This window comes from Streptomyces luteogriseus, from assembly GCF_014205055.1.
Taxonomy (GTDB): Bacteria; Actinomycetota; Actinomycetes; order Streptomycetales; family Streptomycetaceae; genus Streptomyces; species Streptomyces luteogriseus.
On sequence record NZ_JACHMS010000001.1, the window covers coordinates 1,525,587 to 1,540,014 of the forward strand.

At 72.8% G+C, this 14,428-nt stretch carries 13 protein-coding genes; 10 read left to right on the top strand and 3 right to left on the bottom strand.

The annotated features are described in order from the left end of the window. Nucleotides 1-147: 147 nt before the first annotated feature. The 6 genes from BJ965_RS06950 to BJ965_RS06975 all read left to right on the top strand — a co-directional run bounded on the left by BJ965_RS06950 (nt 148) and on the right by BJ965_RS06975 (nt 6,693). On the top strand, nt 148-711 hold the full coding sequence (locus BJ965_RS06950; protein ID WP_184907860.1) for an MSMEG_1061 family FMN-dependent PPOX-type flavoprotein: 564 nt from the start codon (nt 148-150) through the stop codon (nt 709-711). A gap of 56 nt (nt 712-767) precedes the next feature. After that, complete coding sequence (locus BJ965_RS06955) at nt 768-1,637, top strand: ABC transporter ATP-binding protein (RefSeq protein WP_184907861.1); 870 nt, start codon at nt 768-770, stop codon at nt 1,635-1,637. Beyond that, complete coding sequence (locus BJ965_RS06960) at nt 1,634-2,614, top strand: ABC transporter substrate-binding protein (RefSeq protein WP_184907862.1); 981 nt, start codon at nt 1,634-1,636, stop codon at nt 2,612-2,614. Before BJ965_RS06955 ends, BJ965_RS06960 begins: the two co-directional genes overlap by 4 nt. Before the next feature lie 7 nt (nt 2,615-2,621). Continuing rightward, nucleotides 2,622-4,694 (top strand): iron ABC transporter permease, encoded by a 2,073-nt coding sequence (locus tag BJ965_RS06965; protein WP_184907863.1) that lies wholly within the window; start codon nt 2,622-2,624, stop codon nt 4,692-4,694. 80 nt (nt 4,695-4,774) lie between these two features. After that, a complete protein-coding gene (locus BJ965_RS06970) occupies nt 4,775-6,274 on the top strand; it encodes an APC family permease (protein ID WP_184907864.1) in 1,500 nt (499 codons plus the stop codon). Between the two features lie 2 nt (nt 6,275-6,276). Then, nucleotides 6,277-6,693, top strand: a complete 417-nt coding sequence (locus BJ965_RS06975) for a universal stress protein (protein ID WP_184907865.1) — start codon at nt 6,277-6,279, stop codon at nt 6,691-6,693. Here the strand turns inward: BJ965_RS06975 and BJ965_RS06980 are convergent. Beyond that, on the bottom strand, nt 6,688-7,059 hold the full coding sequence (locus BJ965_RS06980) for a (2Fe-2S) ferredoxin domain-containing protein (RefSeq protein WP_184907866.1): 372 nt from the start codon (nt 7,057-7,059) through the stop codon (nt 6,688-6,690). The genes BJ965_RS06975 and BJ965_RS06980 overlap by 6 nt on opposite strands. Before the next feature lie 32 nt (nt 7,060-7,091). Continuing rightward, nucleotides 7,092-8,654, bottom strand: coding sequence for an IucA/IucC family protein (locus tag BJ965_RS06985; protein ID WP_184916880.1), 1,563 nt, complete (start codon nt 8,652-8,654; stop codon nt 7,092-7,094). 131 nt (nt 8,655-8,785) lie between these two features. On the opposite strand from BJ965_RS06985, the gene BJ965_RS06990 reads away from it, so the two are divergent. From BJ965_RS06990 to BJ965_RS07000, 3 genes are read left to right on the top strand one after another with little or no spacing between them, the layout of a single operon-like run. Then, nucleotides 8,786-10,279 carry an IucA/IucC family protein gene (locus BJ965_RS06990; RefSeq protein WP_184907867.1) on the top strand — a complete coding sequence of 498 codons (1,494 nt, stop codon included), beginning with the start codon at nt 8,786-8,788 and terminating at the stop codon, nt 10,277-10,279. Nucleotides 10,280-10,323: 44 nt separating this feature from the next. After that, nucleotides 10,324-11,589: a VWA domain-containing protein gene (locus tag BJ965_RS06995; protein ID WP_184907868.1), complete on the top strand. Its 1,266-nt coding sequence runs from the start codon at nt 10,324-10,326 to the stop codon at nt 11,587-11,589. Then, nucleotides 11,589-12,380 carry a hypothetical protein gene (locus BJ965_RS07000; RefSeq protein WP_184907869.1) on the top strand — a complete coding sequence of 264 codons (792 nt, stop codon included), beginning with the start codon at nt 11,589-11,591 and terminating at the stop codon, nt 12,378-12,380. Before BJ965_RS06995 ends, BJ965_RS07000 begins: the two co-directional genes overlap by 1 nt. 66 nt (nt 12,381-12,446) lie before the next feature. Here the strand turns inward: BJ965_RS07000 and BJ965_RS07005 are convergent, their stop codons facing one another. Beyond that, nucleotides 12,447-13,103: a winged helix-turn-helix transcriptional regulator gene (locus tag BJ965_RS07005; protein ID WP_184907870.1), complete on the bottom strand. Its 657-nt coding sequence runs from the start codon at nt 13,101-13,103 to the stop codon at nt 12,447-12,449. Between the two features lie 87 nt (nt 13,104-13,190). On the opposite strand from BJ965_RS07005, the gene BJ965_RS07010 reads away from it, so the two are divergent. Beyond that, complete coding sequence (locus BJ965_RS07010) at nt 13,191-14,399, top strand: pyridoxal phosphate-dependent aminotransferase (protein WP_184907871.1); 1,209 nt, start codon at nt 13,191-13,193, stop codon at nt 14,397-14,399. The last annotated feature ends 29 nt before the right edge of the window (nt 14,400-14,428 follow it).

The following is a 14,428-nucleotide window of genomic DNA, read 5'->3' on the forward strand; positions in this document are numbered from 1 at the left end:
GCGGCGGCGGTCACGCGGACCGACGGGCCGCCGACCCGCCGCAGCCGGGGGCATCCGCACCTCAGCAGCCATTCAAGTAAGGCAAGGCTTACCTGCCCGGCTAGGCTTCCGCTCGACCGCCGCACGCACGCACCCTGGGAGCCGGCCTTGCCGCACACGATCGACACCACCGGCAAGGGGCCGGACACCGGGGCCGAGGAGGGCTGGGTCGAGCTGGGCTCACGAGCCGAGTTGCGTGAACTGCTGGGCGAGCCCTGGCCCGTGGTCATCGACAAGGTCCACGACCGGCTCACCGAACAGGATCTGGACATCCTGGCCCGCTCACCCCTGTGCCTGCTGGCCACCTCCGACACCCAGGGCCGGTGCGACGTCTCCCCGCGCGGCGATCTGGCCGGATTCACCCACGTCGTCGACGGGGGCACGCTCGCACTGCCCGATCGGCCGGGCAACCGCCGCGGCGACAGCTTCCACAACATCCTCGACAACCCGCACGCCGGACTGCTCTACCTGATACCCGGCGGCAAGGAGGTCCTGCGCGTCAACGGCCGGGCTCGCGTCCTCACCGACGCCCCGTTCTTCGACGCCATGGCGCACGAGGGCCGCCGCCCCGACCTGGCCCTGGTGCTCGACATCGAGGAGATCTATCTGCACTGCCCGATGTCGCTGCGCCGCTCGGGGGTGTGGGACCCGTCGTCCTGGCGGACCGGATGAACCCGGCACCGCACCCTCTTGTCAAGTCGATATTAGGTTAGGCTAACCTTCGCCACGTGAGATCTGGTGAAGAATCCGTGGGCGGATCGCGGCTGCGCGGGCATCAACTGTCGGCCACCGGCGTGACCGTGTCGTACGACGGCACGGACGTCGTGCACGACGCGGCGATCGCGCTGCGGCCCGGTGAGGTGACCGTCCTGGTCGGTCCCAACGGCAGCGGCAAGTCGACGCTGCTGCGGACCATCGCCCGGTTGCAGCGGGCCCGCCGGGCCGAGCTCAGCATCGACGGCGACACCGACGGCCTCGCCCTGACCGCCCGGGAGTTCGCGCGGTACGTGGCCCTGCTGACGCAGGGTCGCCCCACGCCCAGCGGGCTGACCGTGCGCGACGTCGTCGAGTTCGGCCGCTACCCCTACCGGGGCCGCTTCGGCCGCCCGGATCCGGACGCCCCGGCCGCGGTGGAGCGGGCGCTCGCGCTGACCGGGGTCACGGACCTCGCCGAGCGCGGCGCGGACCACCTGTCCGGCGGGCAGTTGCAGCGGGTCTGGCTGGCGAGCTGTCTCGCGCAGGAGACCGGCGTGCTGCTGCTGGACGAGCCGACGACCTATCTCGACCTGCGCTACCAGATCGAACTCCTCGACCTCGTCCGCGATCTGGCGGACGACCACGGGATCGCCGTCGGGGTCGTGCTGCACGACCTCGACCAGGCGGCGGCCATCGCCGACCGGATCACGCTGCTCGAAGCGGGCCGGATCGTCGCCGACGGCCGGCCCGAGGACGTCCTGACCCCGCAGCGGCTGACCGCCGTCTACGGCATCCGGATCGATGTCGACACAGACCCCCACACCGGCCGACTGCGGACCCGTCCGATCGGCCGGCACCACACCCGCACCACCCGAAGCGAAAGGCTCGGCACCACCTCATGAGACGCCTCCTGCTCACCGCGGCCACCACCACCGCCGCGGCGCTCACCCTCGCCGCCTGCGGCACCACCGAGCCGGCCGCCGACAGCGCGAAGAAGACCTCCGGGGCCATCAGCCTCACCGACTCCACCGGAGCGAAGGTCACGCTGGACGGCCCGGCGAAGAAGGTCGTCGCGACCGAGTGGAACGAGGTCGAGAGTCTCCTCACGCTCGGCGTCGACCCCGTCGGCGTCGCCGACGTCAAGGGCTACAAGACCTGGGACACCGCCGTCCCGCTGAAGAACGAGCCGAAGGACATCGGCACGCGCGGCGAGCCGAGCATGGACACCATCGCCTCGCTCTCCCCCGACCTCATCGTGGCCAGTTCCGACCTGCCGGACGCGGCCGTGAAGCAGCTGCGGAAGATCGCCCCGGTGCTGGAGATCAAGTCGGCGGACGCCTCCGACCAGATCGGGCAGATGTTCACCAACCTCGACCTCATCGCCAAGGCCACCGGCACCACCGACAAGGCGAAGACGGCCCGCGAGAACTTCGAGGCCAAAGTCGCCGAGGGCAGGAAGGCCCTTGCCGACGCGAAGCTCGACGGCACCGACATCGCCTTCGCCGACGGCTACGTGACGTCCAACCAGGTCTCGCTGCGCCCGTACACCGACGGCTCCCTCATCGGCTCCGTCAACAAGCAGCTGGGCCTGAAGAACGCCTGGAAGGTCAAGGGCGACCCGGCCTACGGCCTCGGCACCACCGACGTCGAGGGCCTCACCGCCCTGCCCGAGGACGTGCAGTTCGCCTACATAGGCAACGACGACGACAAGTCCAGCAACCCGTTCTCCGGGCAGCTGAAGAAGAACGCCGTGTGGACCTCCCTGCCGTTCGTGAAGGCGGACAAGGTGCACCGGCTGCCCGACGGCATCTGGATGTTCGGCGGTCCCGGGTCGATGGAGGCGTACATCGACGCCCTCGTCGGCGCGCTGACGAAGTAGCGGAGTCATGGCCGTCACCGAAGCGCCCCCTGTCACCCGTCCGCCCGCGGCCGCGTCCCGGACCGGTGCGGCCGCGGTGACGGCCGCTCTCGTCCTCCTGGTCGCCGCCCTGGCCGTCGTCGACATCACCCAGGGCACCGCCGCCGTCGGACCGGGACAGGTCCTCAAGGCCCTCACCGGGCAGGCCGATCCGGGCGACGCCTCCGTGGTCATCGCCTCCCGGCTGCCGCGGATGGCCGCCGGCATCCTGGTCGGCGTCGTCCTCGGCATCGCCGGTGCGGTCCTTCAGGCCGTCAGCCGCAACGTGCTCGCCTCGCCCGACACCCTCGCGGTGAACGCCGGTTCGTACCTGGCCCTCGGGCTGGTCGGCGCGAGCGGTGTGTCCCTGCCGCTGCTCGCCTCCTCCGGAGTGGCCTTCGCGGGCGGACTGGCCGCCGCGGCCGTCGTGCTCGCCCTGTCCGGCCTCGGCACGGGCACCGTACGGCTGGTCCTCGCCGGCACCGCGCTCGCGCTCGGCCTGAACTCCGTGACGGAAGGGCTGCTCCTGCTGTTCCCGCAGCAGACGGAGGGCCTCTACCAGTGGAACCAGGGCAGCATCGGCCAGAACGGCTTCGACGGCGTCCTGCAGATGCTGCCCGTAGCCCTGATCGGGCTCGTCGGACTCCTGCTGGTCGCCCGCCGGGTCGACGCGCTCGCCCTCGGGGACGACGCGGCGCGCGGTCTGGGCGTCCCGGTGCGGGCCACCCGCGTCACGGTGGTGGTCCTGGCGGCACTGCTGTCCGCGGCGGCCGTCACGCTCGCCGGGCCCATCGGCTACGTCGGACTGTGCGCCCCCGCGCTGGTACGTCCGCTCGCCCGCCGGTTCCGGGGCTTCGTGCGCGCCCGGGCGGTCCTGCCCGTGGCCGGGCTGGCCGGTGCCGGGCTGGTGCTCGGGTCGGACGTGCTGCTGCGGGCCCTCATCCCGGCGGACACGGCGGTCGCCGTGCCGACGGGCGTCGTGACCAGCCTGGTCGGTGCCGTCTTCCTGGTGGTGACAGCCCTGCGGCTGCGCGACACCGCCGGGGCCGACGCGCCGGACCGGCTGCGCATCCCGAGCCGGACGGCCTTCCTCGTCACCGTGACCACGCTCGTGGCCGCGGTCGTCGGCATCACCCTGGCCGGAGTCCTGCTGGGCGACAGCAAGCTGCTGCTCGGCGATGTCGCCAACTGGGTGCAGGGACGGGCCGGTCAGACCGTCTCCTTCGTCCTGGACACCCGCGTGCCGCGGGTGCTCGCCGCCCTGTTCGCGGGCGCTGCGCTCGCCCTGGCCGGCACGCTGGTACAGGCCGTGACCCGCAACCCCCTGGCGGAGCCCGGGGTGCTGGGCGTCTCCGGCGGTGCCGCACTCGGCGCCGTCCTGCTCGTCACCACCCTGCCCGCGGCCGGGTCCTGGGGCGTGGCGGGCGCCGCGTTCGGGGGCGCCGCGCTGGCCTCCGCGATCGTCTTCGGGCTCTCCGCCCGGGGCGGCTACCGGCAGAACCGGCTGGTCCTGGTCGGCATCGGCATGGCCGCCGGTTCCACGGCCCTGATCAGCCTGCTCATCGTGCTCACCGACCCGTTCAACGCCGTCAAGGCGCTGACCTGGCTGTCCGGTTCGACGTACGGGCGGACCATGCCGGACGTGCTGCCCGTCGCGCTCGTGCTGGCGCTGGGCCTGGCCGTGGCGGTCGCCCGCCGCACCGAGCTGGATCTCGTCTCCCTGGACGAGGACACCCCGCGGCTGCTCGGCCTCGGACTGCCCCGGGCCAGGCTGGGGTTCCTGGTGGTGGGCGTGCTGCTCGCTGCGACCGCCGTCGCCTCGGCCGGCACGATCGGCTTCGTGGGCCTGGTGGCGCCGCACGCGGCCCGTGCCCTGGTGGGCCGGCGGCATGTCCGGGTCGTCCCCGTCGCCGTCCTGCTCGGCGCCGCCCTGGTCGGCACGGCCGACCTGCTGGGCCGTACCGTCATCGCCCCCGCCCAGCTGGGCGCCGGCCTGATGACCGCGGTGATCGGCACGCCGTACTTCCTGTACCTGCTGGTCCGCAGCCGGAGGGCGACATGAGGCCCTGAAAGGGCGTCAATGGGCGAAGTGCCCCGAAAGCACCTGTTGTATGGATGCACACACAACGGGAGCGAGGGAGCATGGCCAAGGACATCACGGACTCGGGCCCGCCCCGGGAGGCGAGCCTGAAGCCCGACGCGATCGGGTTCGTCGACGCGCTGGTCATCGGGCTCAACGCGACCTCCCCCGCGTACTCCGTGGCGGCGGTCATCGGCCCGATCGTCGCGCTGGTGGGCATCTACGCCCCCGGGGTGATGCTGGCGTCGTTCGTGCCCATGCTGCTGATCGCGTCGGCGTTCTACTACCTCAACAAGGTCGACCAGGACTGCGGCACGACGTTCTCCTGGGTCACCCGCGCCATGGGGCCCTGGGCGGGCTGGCTCGGCGGCTGGGCCATCACCATGACGGGCGTCCTGGTCGTCGGGTCGCTCGCGGACGTCGCCGTGACGTTCTTCCTGCTCGCCGTCGGCCTGGACGGCTGGGCCGACAACGACGTGGTGCGCCAGGTGCTGACGGTGCTGCTCATCCTGGTGATGACGGCCGTCTGCGTGATCGGCACCGAGATCTCGGCCAAGGTGCAGAACGTCCTCATCCTGGCCCAGGTCGCCTGTCTGTTCGCTTTCGCCGTGGTGGCGCTCTACCGCGTCTACGCCGACACCGGCACCCTCGACGCCATCGACCCGAAGTTCAACTGGCTCGACCCCTTCGGAGCCGGCGGTGCCTCGCTGACGGCGTCCCTGCTGCTGGGCGTGTTCATCTACTGGGGATGGGAGTCCGCGGTCAACCTCACCGAGGAGGTCGAGGACTCGGCCACCGCCCCCGGCAAGGCGGCCGTGTGGTCGACGGTGCTGCTGCTGGTGACCTACATCGCCGTCGCCTACGCGGTCGTGGCCTACGCGGGGACGGACTTCCTCGCCGAGAACGCGGCGGAGGAGGAGTTCGTCTTCGCCCTGCTCGCCGAGGAGGCCATGGGCGACTGGGACTGGGTCGTGCTGCTGGCGGTCTCGACGTCGGCGCTCGCCTCGACCCAGACGACGATCATCCCGGCGTCCCGCACAGGCCTGTCCATGGCACGCCGGCATGCCCTGCCCGCGCACTTCGGCCGCATCCACCCGCGGTTCCGCACCCCCGACGTGAGCACCTGGTGGGTCGCCGGCATCGCCATCGCCTGGTACCTCGTCCTCTACCACGTCAGCGAGAACGCCCTCTTCGACTCCCTCACCGCCCTGTCCCTGCTGATCGCCTTCTACTACGCGCTCACGGGCCTGGCCTGCGCGGTGTACTACCGCCGCCACCTGACCCGCAGCGCCCGCAACTTCTTCCTGATCGGCCTCGGCCCGCTGATCGGCGCGGGGCTGCTGGCCTGGCTGCTGGTGGAATCCGTGGCGGACATGTCCGACCCCGAGAACTCCTACAGCGGCGTCTCGTGGTTCGGGCTCGGTCCGCCGCTCGTCATCGGCATCGGCATCGCCGCGGCGGGCGTGGTCCTGATGCTCGTGTGGCGGCTGATGGCGCCCGCCTTCTGGTCGGAACACCCGAGCGTGGTCGACCCGGCCCTCGTCGACGGCAAGGAGTCCTGAAGATGTCGGTGGTCCTCGGATACGACGAGTCCCCGGGCGCTCAGCAGGCCCTGCGCGTGGCCATCGAGGTGGCGACCGCCTACGACGAACCCCTGGTGATCGTCTACGGTGTCGCCGCCCCCGGCGTCACGGGCGAGGAGTACGGCGCTCATCACGAAGCCGTCCGCGAGGCCGGCAGCACCGCGCTCGGTCATGCGGTCCGGGTGGCCGAGGAGGCCGGTGTCCGGACGTCGGTGGAGCTCATCGACGAGAAGCCCGCGCAGGCGCTGATCGAGGCGGCGGCCCGCCATGGCGCCCGGGTCATCGTGGTGGGCACCTGGGGTGAGAGCCCGGTGCGCGGGGCGCTGCTGGGCTCGACTCCGCACAAGCTGCTCCACCTGTCGAGCGTGCCGGTGCTGTGTGTGCCCGCCGTGTCATGAGCCGTCGGTGCGGCGGCGCGCGAGGGGTGTGAAGGCGTACAGGCCGAGGATGTCGGGCAGAGGCGCGACGCCGGGGCCGCCCTGCCGGACCCAGGAGACGACGTCCTCGGTCGCCGCCGGGTCGTTGACCAGGCCCAGCCACACCGGCCGGCCCCCGGCGGCCCGGCCCGCGGCGGAGGGCTGGACGACGATGACGTTGGCCTGGTCGCAGACGTCGAGGCAGTCGGAGACGCGCACCGGGGCCGCTTCGCGCAGGCGCTCGGTCTGGGCGGTGTGATCGACGCCGGTGACCTTGGGGCTGCCGCAGCAGCAGTCCCGGCAGACGACGACGCGGCAGGGGACTCCTGCGTCCGGCGTCGCGGACATGCCGCACCCTCCCTCTCCAGCCGTTGTGATCATCATTTCATCCGGGGGCCGCCCGCGAGGGGCCAGGGCCCGTCCGCGAGCGGGTTGGGCAGCGGCCGGTAGCGGGCGTCGGCGCCGTCCGCTCCCGTCCAGCGCAGCAGCAGGTTGGTCTTGGCGGGCAGGGTCGGTGAGGTGAGCAGGGCGGGGATCTCGGGGAGGTCGTGGCGGGCGAACGCCCGGCGGGCGGCGGGCCAGGGGTCGAACCCGGGATGCCGTTCGGTGAGGGCGCCGGCGATCTCGACGAGGTGGTTGACGACCAGGCAGTACACGAGCCGCTCCCAGCCGGTCTGCCGCGTCACGTCCGGCAGCAGTTTCACGCCCTCGGCGTCCCGGTACAGCGCCTGCACCGGGAGGCCGTCGGCGTCCACGGCGACCAGGGTGTTCTGCAGGTGGGCCTCGATGACGACGCCGTGCCCGGCGAAGGCCGTCAGCGCAGGGGGCACGACCTGGGCCAGGTAGGCCTCCCACCAGGCGGCGGGCTCGGGGGCGCGGTCGAGCGGGCTGCCGTCGAAGCCCTCGACGAGTCCGGCGGCGAGCAGGGGGGTCGTACCGGGCAGGAGGTGGTCGCCGAAACCGTCGCGGACGAGGACGGCGAGGGCCTCGAAGGCGAAGTCGGCGGTGCGGTACCCGCGGTCGCCCAGCCAGGCCGGGGGCCCGTCGAACGTCGCGAAGGCGGCGCACACGGCCGCGTCCGTCCGGCGCAGGGCGAGCAGGTCGTGGCGCCACAGCCGGCGGATGTCGTTGGTGATGCGCACGTCGAGGCTGAACTTGAGGAAGAGGTCGTGCCGGGGCGCGTAGAGCGTGCGGATCGCGGCCGTGGGCCAGGTGTCGAAGCCGGTCGTGCCGAGCCGGATCAGCCTGCCGTCCACGAAGGCGGCGGCGAGCTCCGGGGCGGCCAGGTCGAGCTGCCAGGGGTGGGCCGGGAGCAGGCGATAGCCGGGCGGGGCCGTGCCGAGGGCGTCGAGGGCGGAGGTGTCGCCCTCCTCGACGACGGTGTCCTCACGGAGCCCGAGCAGGGTCATCGGGAAGCGGGCGTACGCCTCGGGCGCGTACGGCAGCCAACCGGCGGCGGGGCCGCCGCCGCGCGCCTTGGGCGCCGGGTGGTGGGTGTGGCCGGTGAGGAGGGACTGCTCGGAGCGCCGGTAGAGGTCGTCGGGCGGGGTGGCCCGGGTGCGTGCGGCGAGCAGCGCGGCCACGGCCTCCCGGCTGTCGAGCATCTCGGCGGGCAGTTCGTGGTTGGACGTGCCGGTGTGCCGGCGCAGTTCCTCGGCGACGAGTTTGACCAGCTCGGTGTGGCCGAGACGGTGCCAGGCGCCCGCCCCGTGGATTTCCGGTTCGGCGGGCCGCCGGGTGTCGCGCACTCGCAGCAGGCGGTCCCCGCCGGGCAGTCGGTAGACGCGGTGTCCGCCCTCCTGCCGCACCGGCCGGGCCACTTCCCGCAGCAGGCAGTTCAGCAGGGGCACGGCGGCGTACGCGTCGGCGAGAGCGCCGGCGGCCGGGCCGTCGCCGGGGGCGGAGGCGCCGGGGGCCGAGTCGTCGTCGGCGGGCGGGGGCATGAGGTCCACGCGTTCCACTCGTCCCTACGGTCGTTCCAGCGCTCCGGGCGGAGATGATCAGTATGTCGGTCGTCGCCACTCCGCTGTGACACCCCTGTTCGTACCCGCTTTCGTACCCGAGGAGCCCGCCCGTGCACCGTCCCCCCACCACCGAGACCGAGGTCGCCGACGAGCTGTCCGTCGTGCGGCCCGGTCTCCTGGCACGGTACGAGGCCGAACTGCCCGGCGCCCGGGCGGCCGTGCTGTCCCGGCTGTGGCGCGGTCTGGCCCACGATCCGCTGCCCTGGGTCGCGCGCCGCGAGCAGCACGGGGACGGGCTGACACTGTCCCTGCCGGACGGCCGCCGGCTGCACGGCCCCCGGCCGGATCCGTACGCGACCGGCGCGTACGTCACCGTCGTACGGCTGGACGAGAGGGCCTACGAGGATCCGGCGCGGCTGTTGACGGACCTCGCCGTACCGCACTCCGTCTCCTTCGCCTCCGAACTCGGGCACAGTGTCGCCTCGTTGGCGCTGTCGCGAGCGGGGCAGGAGGGCGACCGGGGCGAGGGGCCGGAGCACGACTGGGAGTGGGAGCAGCGGATCGTCGACGGTCATCCGTTCCATCCGACGTGCCGGTCCCGGCCGGGCTTCTCGGTGGCCGAGCAGCTGGCCTACGGGCCCGAGCACCGGCCGGTCGTGGAGCTGGGGCTGGTGCCGGTGCGGGCGGAGGAGTGCCTGGTGACGGGCGTGTGGCCGGACGAGCTGCGGGACGGGGGGCGGGTGGTGCTGCCGGTGCACCCGTGGCAGGCGGCGCATGTGCTGAAGCGGACGTGCGAGGAGCGGAGCCCCGCGCATCCGCTGATGTCCCTGCGGACCCTGGCGCTGCCCGGCGGGCCGCATGTGAAGACCTCGCTGAGCGCCCGGCTGACGTCCTCGGTGCGGGACATCTCCCTTCCCTCGGTCGCCGCGTCGGCGATGCTGTCGGAGTTCGCCGGGACGCCCGCGGCGCGCACGGACGGCCTGCTGCACGTCACCCGCACTCTGGGCGCGGCGGCGGCCGGCTCCTCCGACTTCGCGGCCGTTCTGCGGGAGTCGCCCGAGACGTACGCGGGCAGCGGTGAACGGGTGCTTCCGGTGGCGGCGCTCGCCACCACCGCCCTCCCCGGCTCCCCCGCCTGGCTGGCCGGTTTCGCCCGGCTCACCCTCACCGTGGGCCTGCGGTTGCTGGAGCTGGGCGTGGCGCTGGAGGCGCACGGCCAGAACCTCCTGGTGGTCCTCTCGGCGGCGGGCGAACCGCTGCGGCTGGTCTACCGCGACCTGGCCGACATCCGCGTCAGCCCCGCCCGCCTCGCCCGGCACGGCATCACGGTGCCCGAGCTGCCCGCCCGGATGGTCACCGACGACGAACGCGCGCTGCGCCGCAAGCTGTTCGGCTCGCTCGTGGCGGGCGCGCTGGCCGGCACGGCCGGCTCCGGCCCGGCGCTCGCGGCGGCGCTGGAGACGGCCGTACGGGATCTGCCGCGTACCCCCGACCTCGCGGCGCTGTGCACGGATCCCCTGCCCACGAAGGCGCTGACGCTGATGCGGCTCTCGCCGCAGACGCCCGGGGACCAGTGGGCGGAGCTGCCCAACCCGCTCCGGTAAGGCCCGTTTTGGAGCCGGACCGGGGTGATCAATAGGATCCGGCGATGATCATAAGAACACGGCTGGCGGCAGGGGTCTGTGCCCTTCTCGCCGCGCTGACGGCCGGGCTCGCCTTCCCGGCCGGGGCGGCCGCCGGCGAACCCACGGGCCAGGACGCCCCCAAGGTCGACCTCGTCCTCGATGTGAGCGGCTCGATGCGGGCCAGGGACATCGACGGCCAGTCGCGTATGGCCGCCGCCAAGCAGGCGTTCAACGAGGTGCTCGACGCGACGCCGGAGGAGGTCGAACTCGGCATCCGCACCCTCGGCGCGAACTACCCCGGGGACGACCGGAAGACGGGCTGCAAGGACACCGCGCAGCTCTACCCGGTCGGCCCTCTCGACCGCACCGAGGCGAAGACGGCCGTCGCCACGCTCACCCCGACCGGCTGGACACCGATCGGCCCGGCCCTGCTGAAGGCGGCCGGCGACCTGGACGGCGGCGACGGCTCCAAGCGCATCGTGCTGATCAGCGACGGCGAGGACACCTGCGCCCCGCTCGACCCGTGCGAGGTGGCCCGCGAGATCGCGGCCAAGGGCATCGGCCTGACCATCGACACCCTGGGCCTGGTCCCGACCGCCAAGCTGAGCCGGCAGCTGAGCTGCATCGCGGAGGCCACCGGCGGCACCTACACCTCGGTCGAGCACCAGGACGAACTCACCGACCGCGTCAATCAGTTGGTGGACCGGGCGGCCGATCCGGTGGTGACGCCGGTGCCGGCGGAGGGTGCCGACCGGTGCGCGGGGGCGCCGACGCTGAAGTCGGGCCTGTACACCGACCGCGAGGAGTTCGGGCAGCAGCGCTTCTACCGGGTGGACGTACGGCCGGGGCAGGAGCTGCGCGCCTCGGTGAGCGTCGCGGCCGACCGGGCCGTGAACCCCGGCTACGGCGTGCTGATGCGGGCCGTGACGTCCAAGGGCCGCGAGATCGTGCGCGGCGAGGCGGCGGGCAACGGCCGTACGGACGTGATCTCGACGGGTCTGCGCTACCCGAAGGCCGAGAGCGACGACGAGGACGCTCCCGCGGAGGCGGTCTGCCTCGCCGTCTCGCACTCCTTCTCGGCTGCCTCCGGCGTGAAGACCACGCCCGGTCTGCCGCTGGAGCTGACGGTGGACGTCGTGGACGCCCCGAGCCAGGCGGGCGACGTGGCCGCCTTCGGTCTCGGCCGCGGCTGGTGGCTGCTCGGCGTGCTGATCCTCACCGGCTTCCTCGCCGGTCTCGTCTGGGGCTGGCTGTCGCGCTGGCGGTTCGCGGTCTGGAGGACCAACTGATGCGAGTGGCACGAGCGTTGAGCGCCGCGTTGCTGACCCTCGGCCTGGCGGCCGCCCCGGCCGCGGCGGACGCCTCACCGAGTCCGTCGCCGGACGACACCTCGGCCCCCACGCAGGCCGGCACGTCGTTCCGTACGGCCACGGAGATCGAGCAGGGGCAGCAGGCCACGGCGAGCGGCTCCACCGGTGACTACCTGTACTGGTCGTTCCCCGCCGACACCGGACAGCGCCCCACCGTCGAGGCGACGGTGAAGCTGCCGCAGACCCACGCCCCGCAGACCTGGCAGATCGACGTCTACGACGGTCTGCGCCGCCGTCAGGCATGCCAGTACGGGGCGCAGACGCGCACCGCAGCGGCGGACACCTCCTCCGTCGAACTGGCCTGCGTGCTGCGCACGGTGCGGGCCTGGTCGGAGCCGTGGGCCAACGACCCTCTGCCGGGCACCTACTACATCCGGCTGACCGCCACCGGCGTCCCCACCGCCGACCTCGGCCTCCCGGTCGGCAGCGAGGTGCGGGTGGACTCCAAGGACATCGGCGGATCGGCGGCGGTGGACGGCTCACTGGCCGAGCCGCTGGTGCCGGGCGTCGCCACGAAGCCCGAGGAGGAGCAGGAGAAGGCCGCCGTGCTGGCCGGTCTCGAACCCGAGGACGGCTGGGCGTCCGGCTGGTGGTCGGACCGGTGGGTGTGGACCGCGATCGGCGGGATCCTCGCCGCGCTGGCGGGGGTCGGCGGCTACGCGCTGACGCGCGGGACGGGACGGCCGTCCCGGGTGCCGCCGGGGGCCTGACCGCCTCACACCTGATTGGCCCTCACCTGACCGCCCCTCATCCGATCGACCCCACCTGATCGGCCCTCAGAAGGCCCGCCCCGTGCGGGCCTTCTCTCCTTCCTCGTGCAGCACCTTGGCGAGGGGGCCCTCGCCGCTCACCGCGACCCGGCCGTCCCGCACGGCGTGGGCCAGGCTCAGCTCCCCGCGGGCGAGGGCCGTGCACGTGGCGGTGTCCAGGACCAGCCGCGCGTCCGGCTCGCCGGGGGCGGGCCCGTCGCCGTACACGGACCCCTCCTCGGCGCCGGCGTGCAGATGGAACAGGCCCTCCTCCAGACGGACTTCCACGAGCCCCTCGCCGTCCAGCAGGCGCAGCAGCGGCAGGGCGAACCAGTGGGCCCGGACCGCGTCCGTCGGCCGGCGTTCCCCGAGTTCGGCCTGCCCCCACTCCCCCAGCGCCTGCAGCACCGGCAGCAACTCGCGTCCACGAGGCGTGACTTCGTACACGTACGCCGCGCCGGGCGGCGGCAGCCGGCGCCGGGTCGCCAGGCCGTCGCGCTCCATGTCCTTCAGCCGTGAGGCGAGGACGTCGGTGCTGACGCCGGGCAGGTCCGCGTGCAGGTCGGTGTAGCGGCGGGGACCGGCGAGGAGCTCCCGGACGATCAGCAGGGTCCAGCGGTCACCGACGACGTCGAGCGCACGGGCGGCGGAGCAGTACTGGTCGTAGCTTCGGCGAGGTGGCATGCGACGCAGTCTAGACAACTTGTTGGACTTTCCAAGCGCGTACTTGGTAAAACCAAGCAGAACCAGTCGCCAGAGGGGAAGCAGCGCATGGAGTTCCGGCAGTCGAGCAAGCTCAGCGAGGTCTGTTACGAGATCCGCGGCCCGGTCATCGAGCAGGCCAACGCGCTGGAGGAGGCGGGCCACAGTGTGCTGCGCCTGAACACCGGCAATCCCGCGCTCTTCGGGTTCGAGGCGCCGGAGGAGATCCTCCAGGACATGATCCGGATGCTGCCGCAGGCGCACGGCTACACCGATTCACGCGGCATCCTCTCCGCCCGCCGCGCCGTGGCCCAGCGGTACCAGACGCTCGGCCTGGAGGTCGGCGTCGACGACGTCTTCCTCGGCAACGGCGTCTCGGAGCTGGTGTCGATGGCCGTGCAGGCGCTGATCGAGGACGGCGACGAGATCCTCATCCCCGCCCCGGACTTCCCCCTCTGGACAGCGGTCACGACGCTCGCCGGCGGCAAGGCCGTCCACTACCTGTGCGACGAGCAGGCCGACTGGTACCCCGACCTCGACGACATGGCGTCGAAGATCACCGACCGTACGAAGGCGGTCGTGATCATCAACCCGAACAACCCCACCGGCGCGGTCTACCCCAAGGAGATCGTCGAGGGCATCCTCGACCTCGCCCGGCGGCACGGCCTCATGGTCTTCGCCGACGAGATCTACGACCAGATCCTCTACGACGACGCCGTGCACCACTCGGCCGCGGCCCTCGCCCCCGACCTCGTGGTCCTCACCTTCTGCGGCCTGTCCAAGACCTACCGCGTGGCGGGCTTCCGCTCCGGCTGGCTGGTGGTCACGGGCCCGCGGCAGCACGCCAGGGACTACCTGGAGGGCCTCACCATGCTGGCCTCCATGCGGCTGTGCGCCAACGCGCCCGCGCAGTACGCCATCCAGGCCGCGCTCGGCGGCCGGCAGTCCATCCGCGAGCTGACCGCGCCCGGCGGCCGGCTGCACGAACAGCGCACCGTGGCCTGGGAGAAGCTGAACGAGATCCCCGGTGTGACCTGTGTGAAGCCGAAGGGCTCGCTCTACGCCTTCCCGCGTCTCGACCCCAAGGTCCACCAGATCCACGACGACGAGAAGTTCGTCCTGGACCTGCTGCTGCGGGAGAAGATCCAGGTCGTCCAGGGCACCGGCTTCAACTGGCCGACGCCGGACCACTTCCGCATCCTGACGCTGCCCCACGCGGAGGACCTGGAGGCGGCGATCGGCCGGATCGGGCGGTTCCTCGGCGGATACCGGCAGTAAGGGCCGAGCGTTTCCCGCCGACCTGCGGG

What these genes read in the sequence shown, in the direction of transcription:
- BJ965_RS06985 (WP_184916880.1), bottom strand. Translation starts at nt 8,654, where the DNA reads ATGCCCCCGCCCGCCGACGACGACTCGGCCCCCGGCGCCTCCGCCCCC.
- BJ965_RS06965 (WP_184907863.1), top strand. Translation starts at nt 2,622, where the DNA reads ATGGCCGTCACCGAAGCGCCCCCTGTCACCCGTCCGCCCGCGGCCGCG.
- BJ965_RS06960 (WP_184907862.1), top strand. Translation starts at nt 1,634, where the DNA reads ATGAGACGCCTCCTGCTCACCGCGGCCACCACCACCGCCGCGGCGCTC.
- BJ965_RS06980 (WP_184907866.1), bottom strand. Translation starts at nt 7,059, where the DNA reads ATGTCCGCGACGCCGGACGCAGGAGTCCCCTGCCGCGTCGTCGTCTGC.
- BJ965_RS06970 (WP_184907864.1), top strand. Translation starts at nt 4,775, where the DNA reads ATGGCCAAGGACATCACGGACTCGGGCCCGCCCCGGGAGGCGAGCCTG.
- BJ965_RS07010 (WP_184907871.1), top strand. Translation starts at nt 13,191, where the DNA reads ATGGAGTTCCGGCAGTCGAGCAAGCTCAGCGAGGTCTGTTACGAGATC.
- BJ965_RS07005 (WP_184907870.1), bottom strand. Translation starts at nt 13,103, where the DNA reads ATGCCACCTCGCCGAAGCTACGACCAGTACTGCTCCGCCGCCCGTGCG.
- BJ965_RS06995 (WP_184907868.1), top strand. Translation starts at nt 10,324, where the DNA reads ATGATCATAAGAACACGGCTGGCGGCAGGGGTCTGTGCCCTTCTCGCC.
- BJ965_RS06975 (WP_184907865.1), top strand. Translation starts at nt 6,277, where the DNA reads ATGTCGGTGGTCCTCGGATACGACGAGTCCCCGGGCGCTCAGCAGGCC.
- BJ965_RS07000 (WP_184907869.1), top strand. Translation starts at nt 11,589, where the DNA reads ATGCGAGTGGCACGAGCGTTGAGCGCCGCGTTGCTGACCCTCGGCCTG.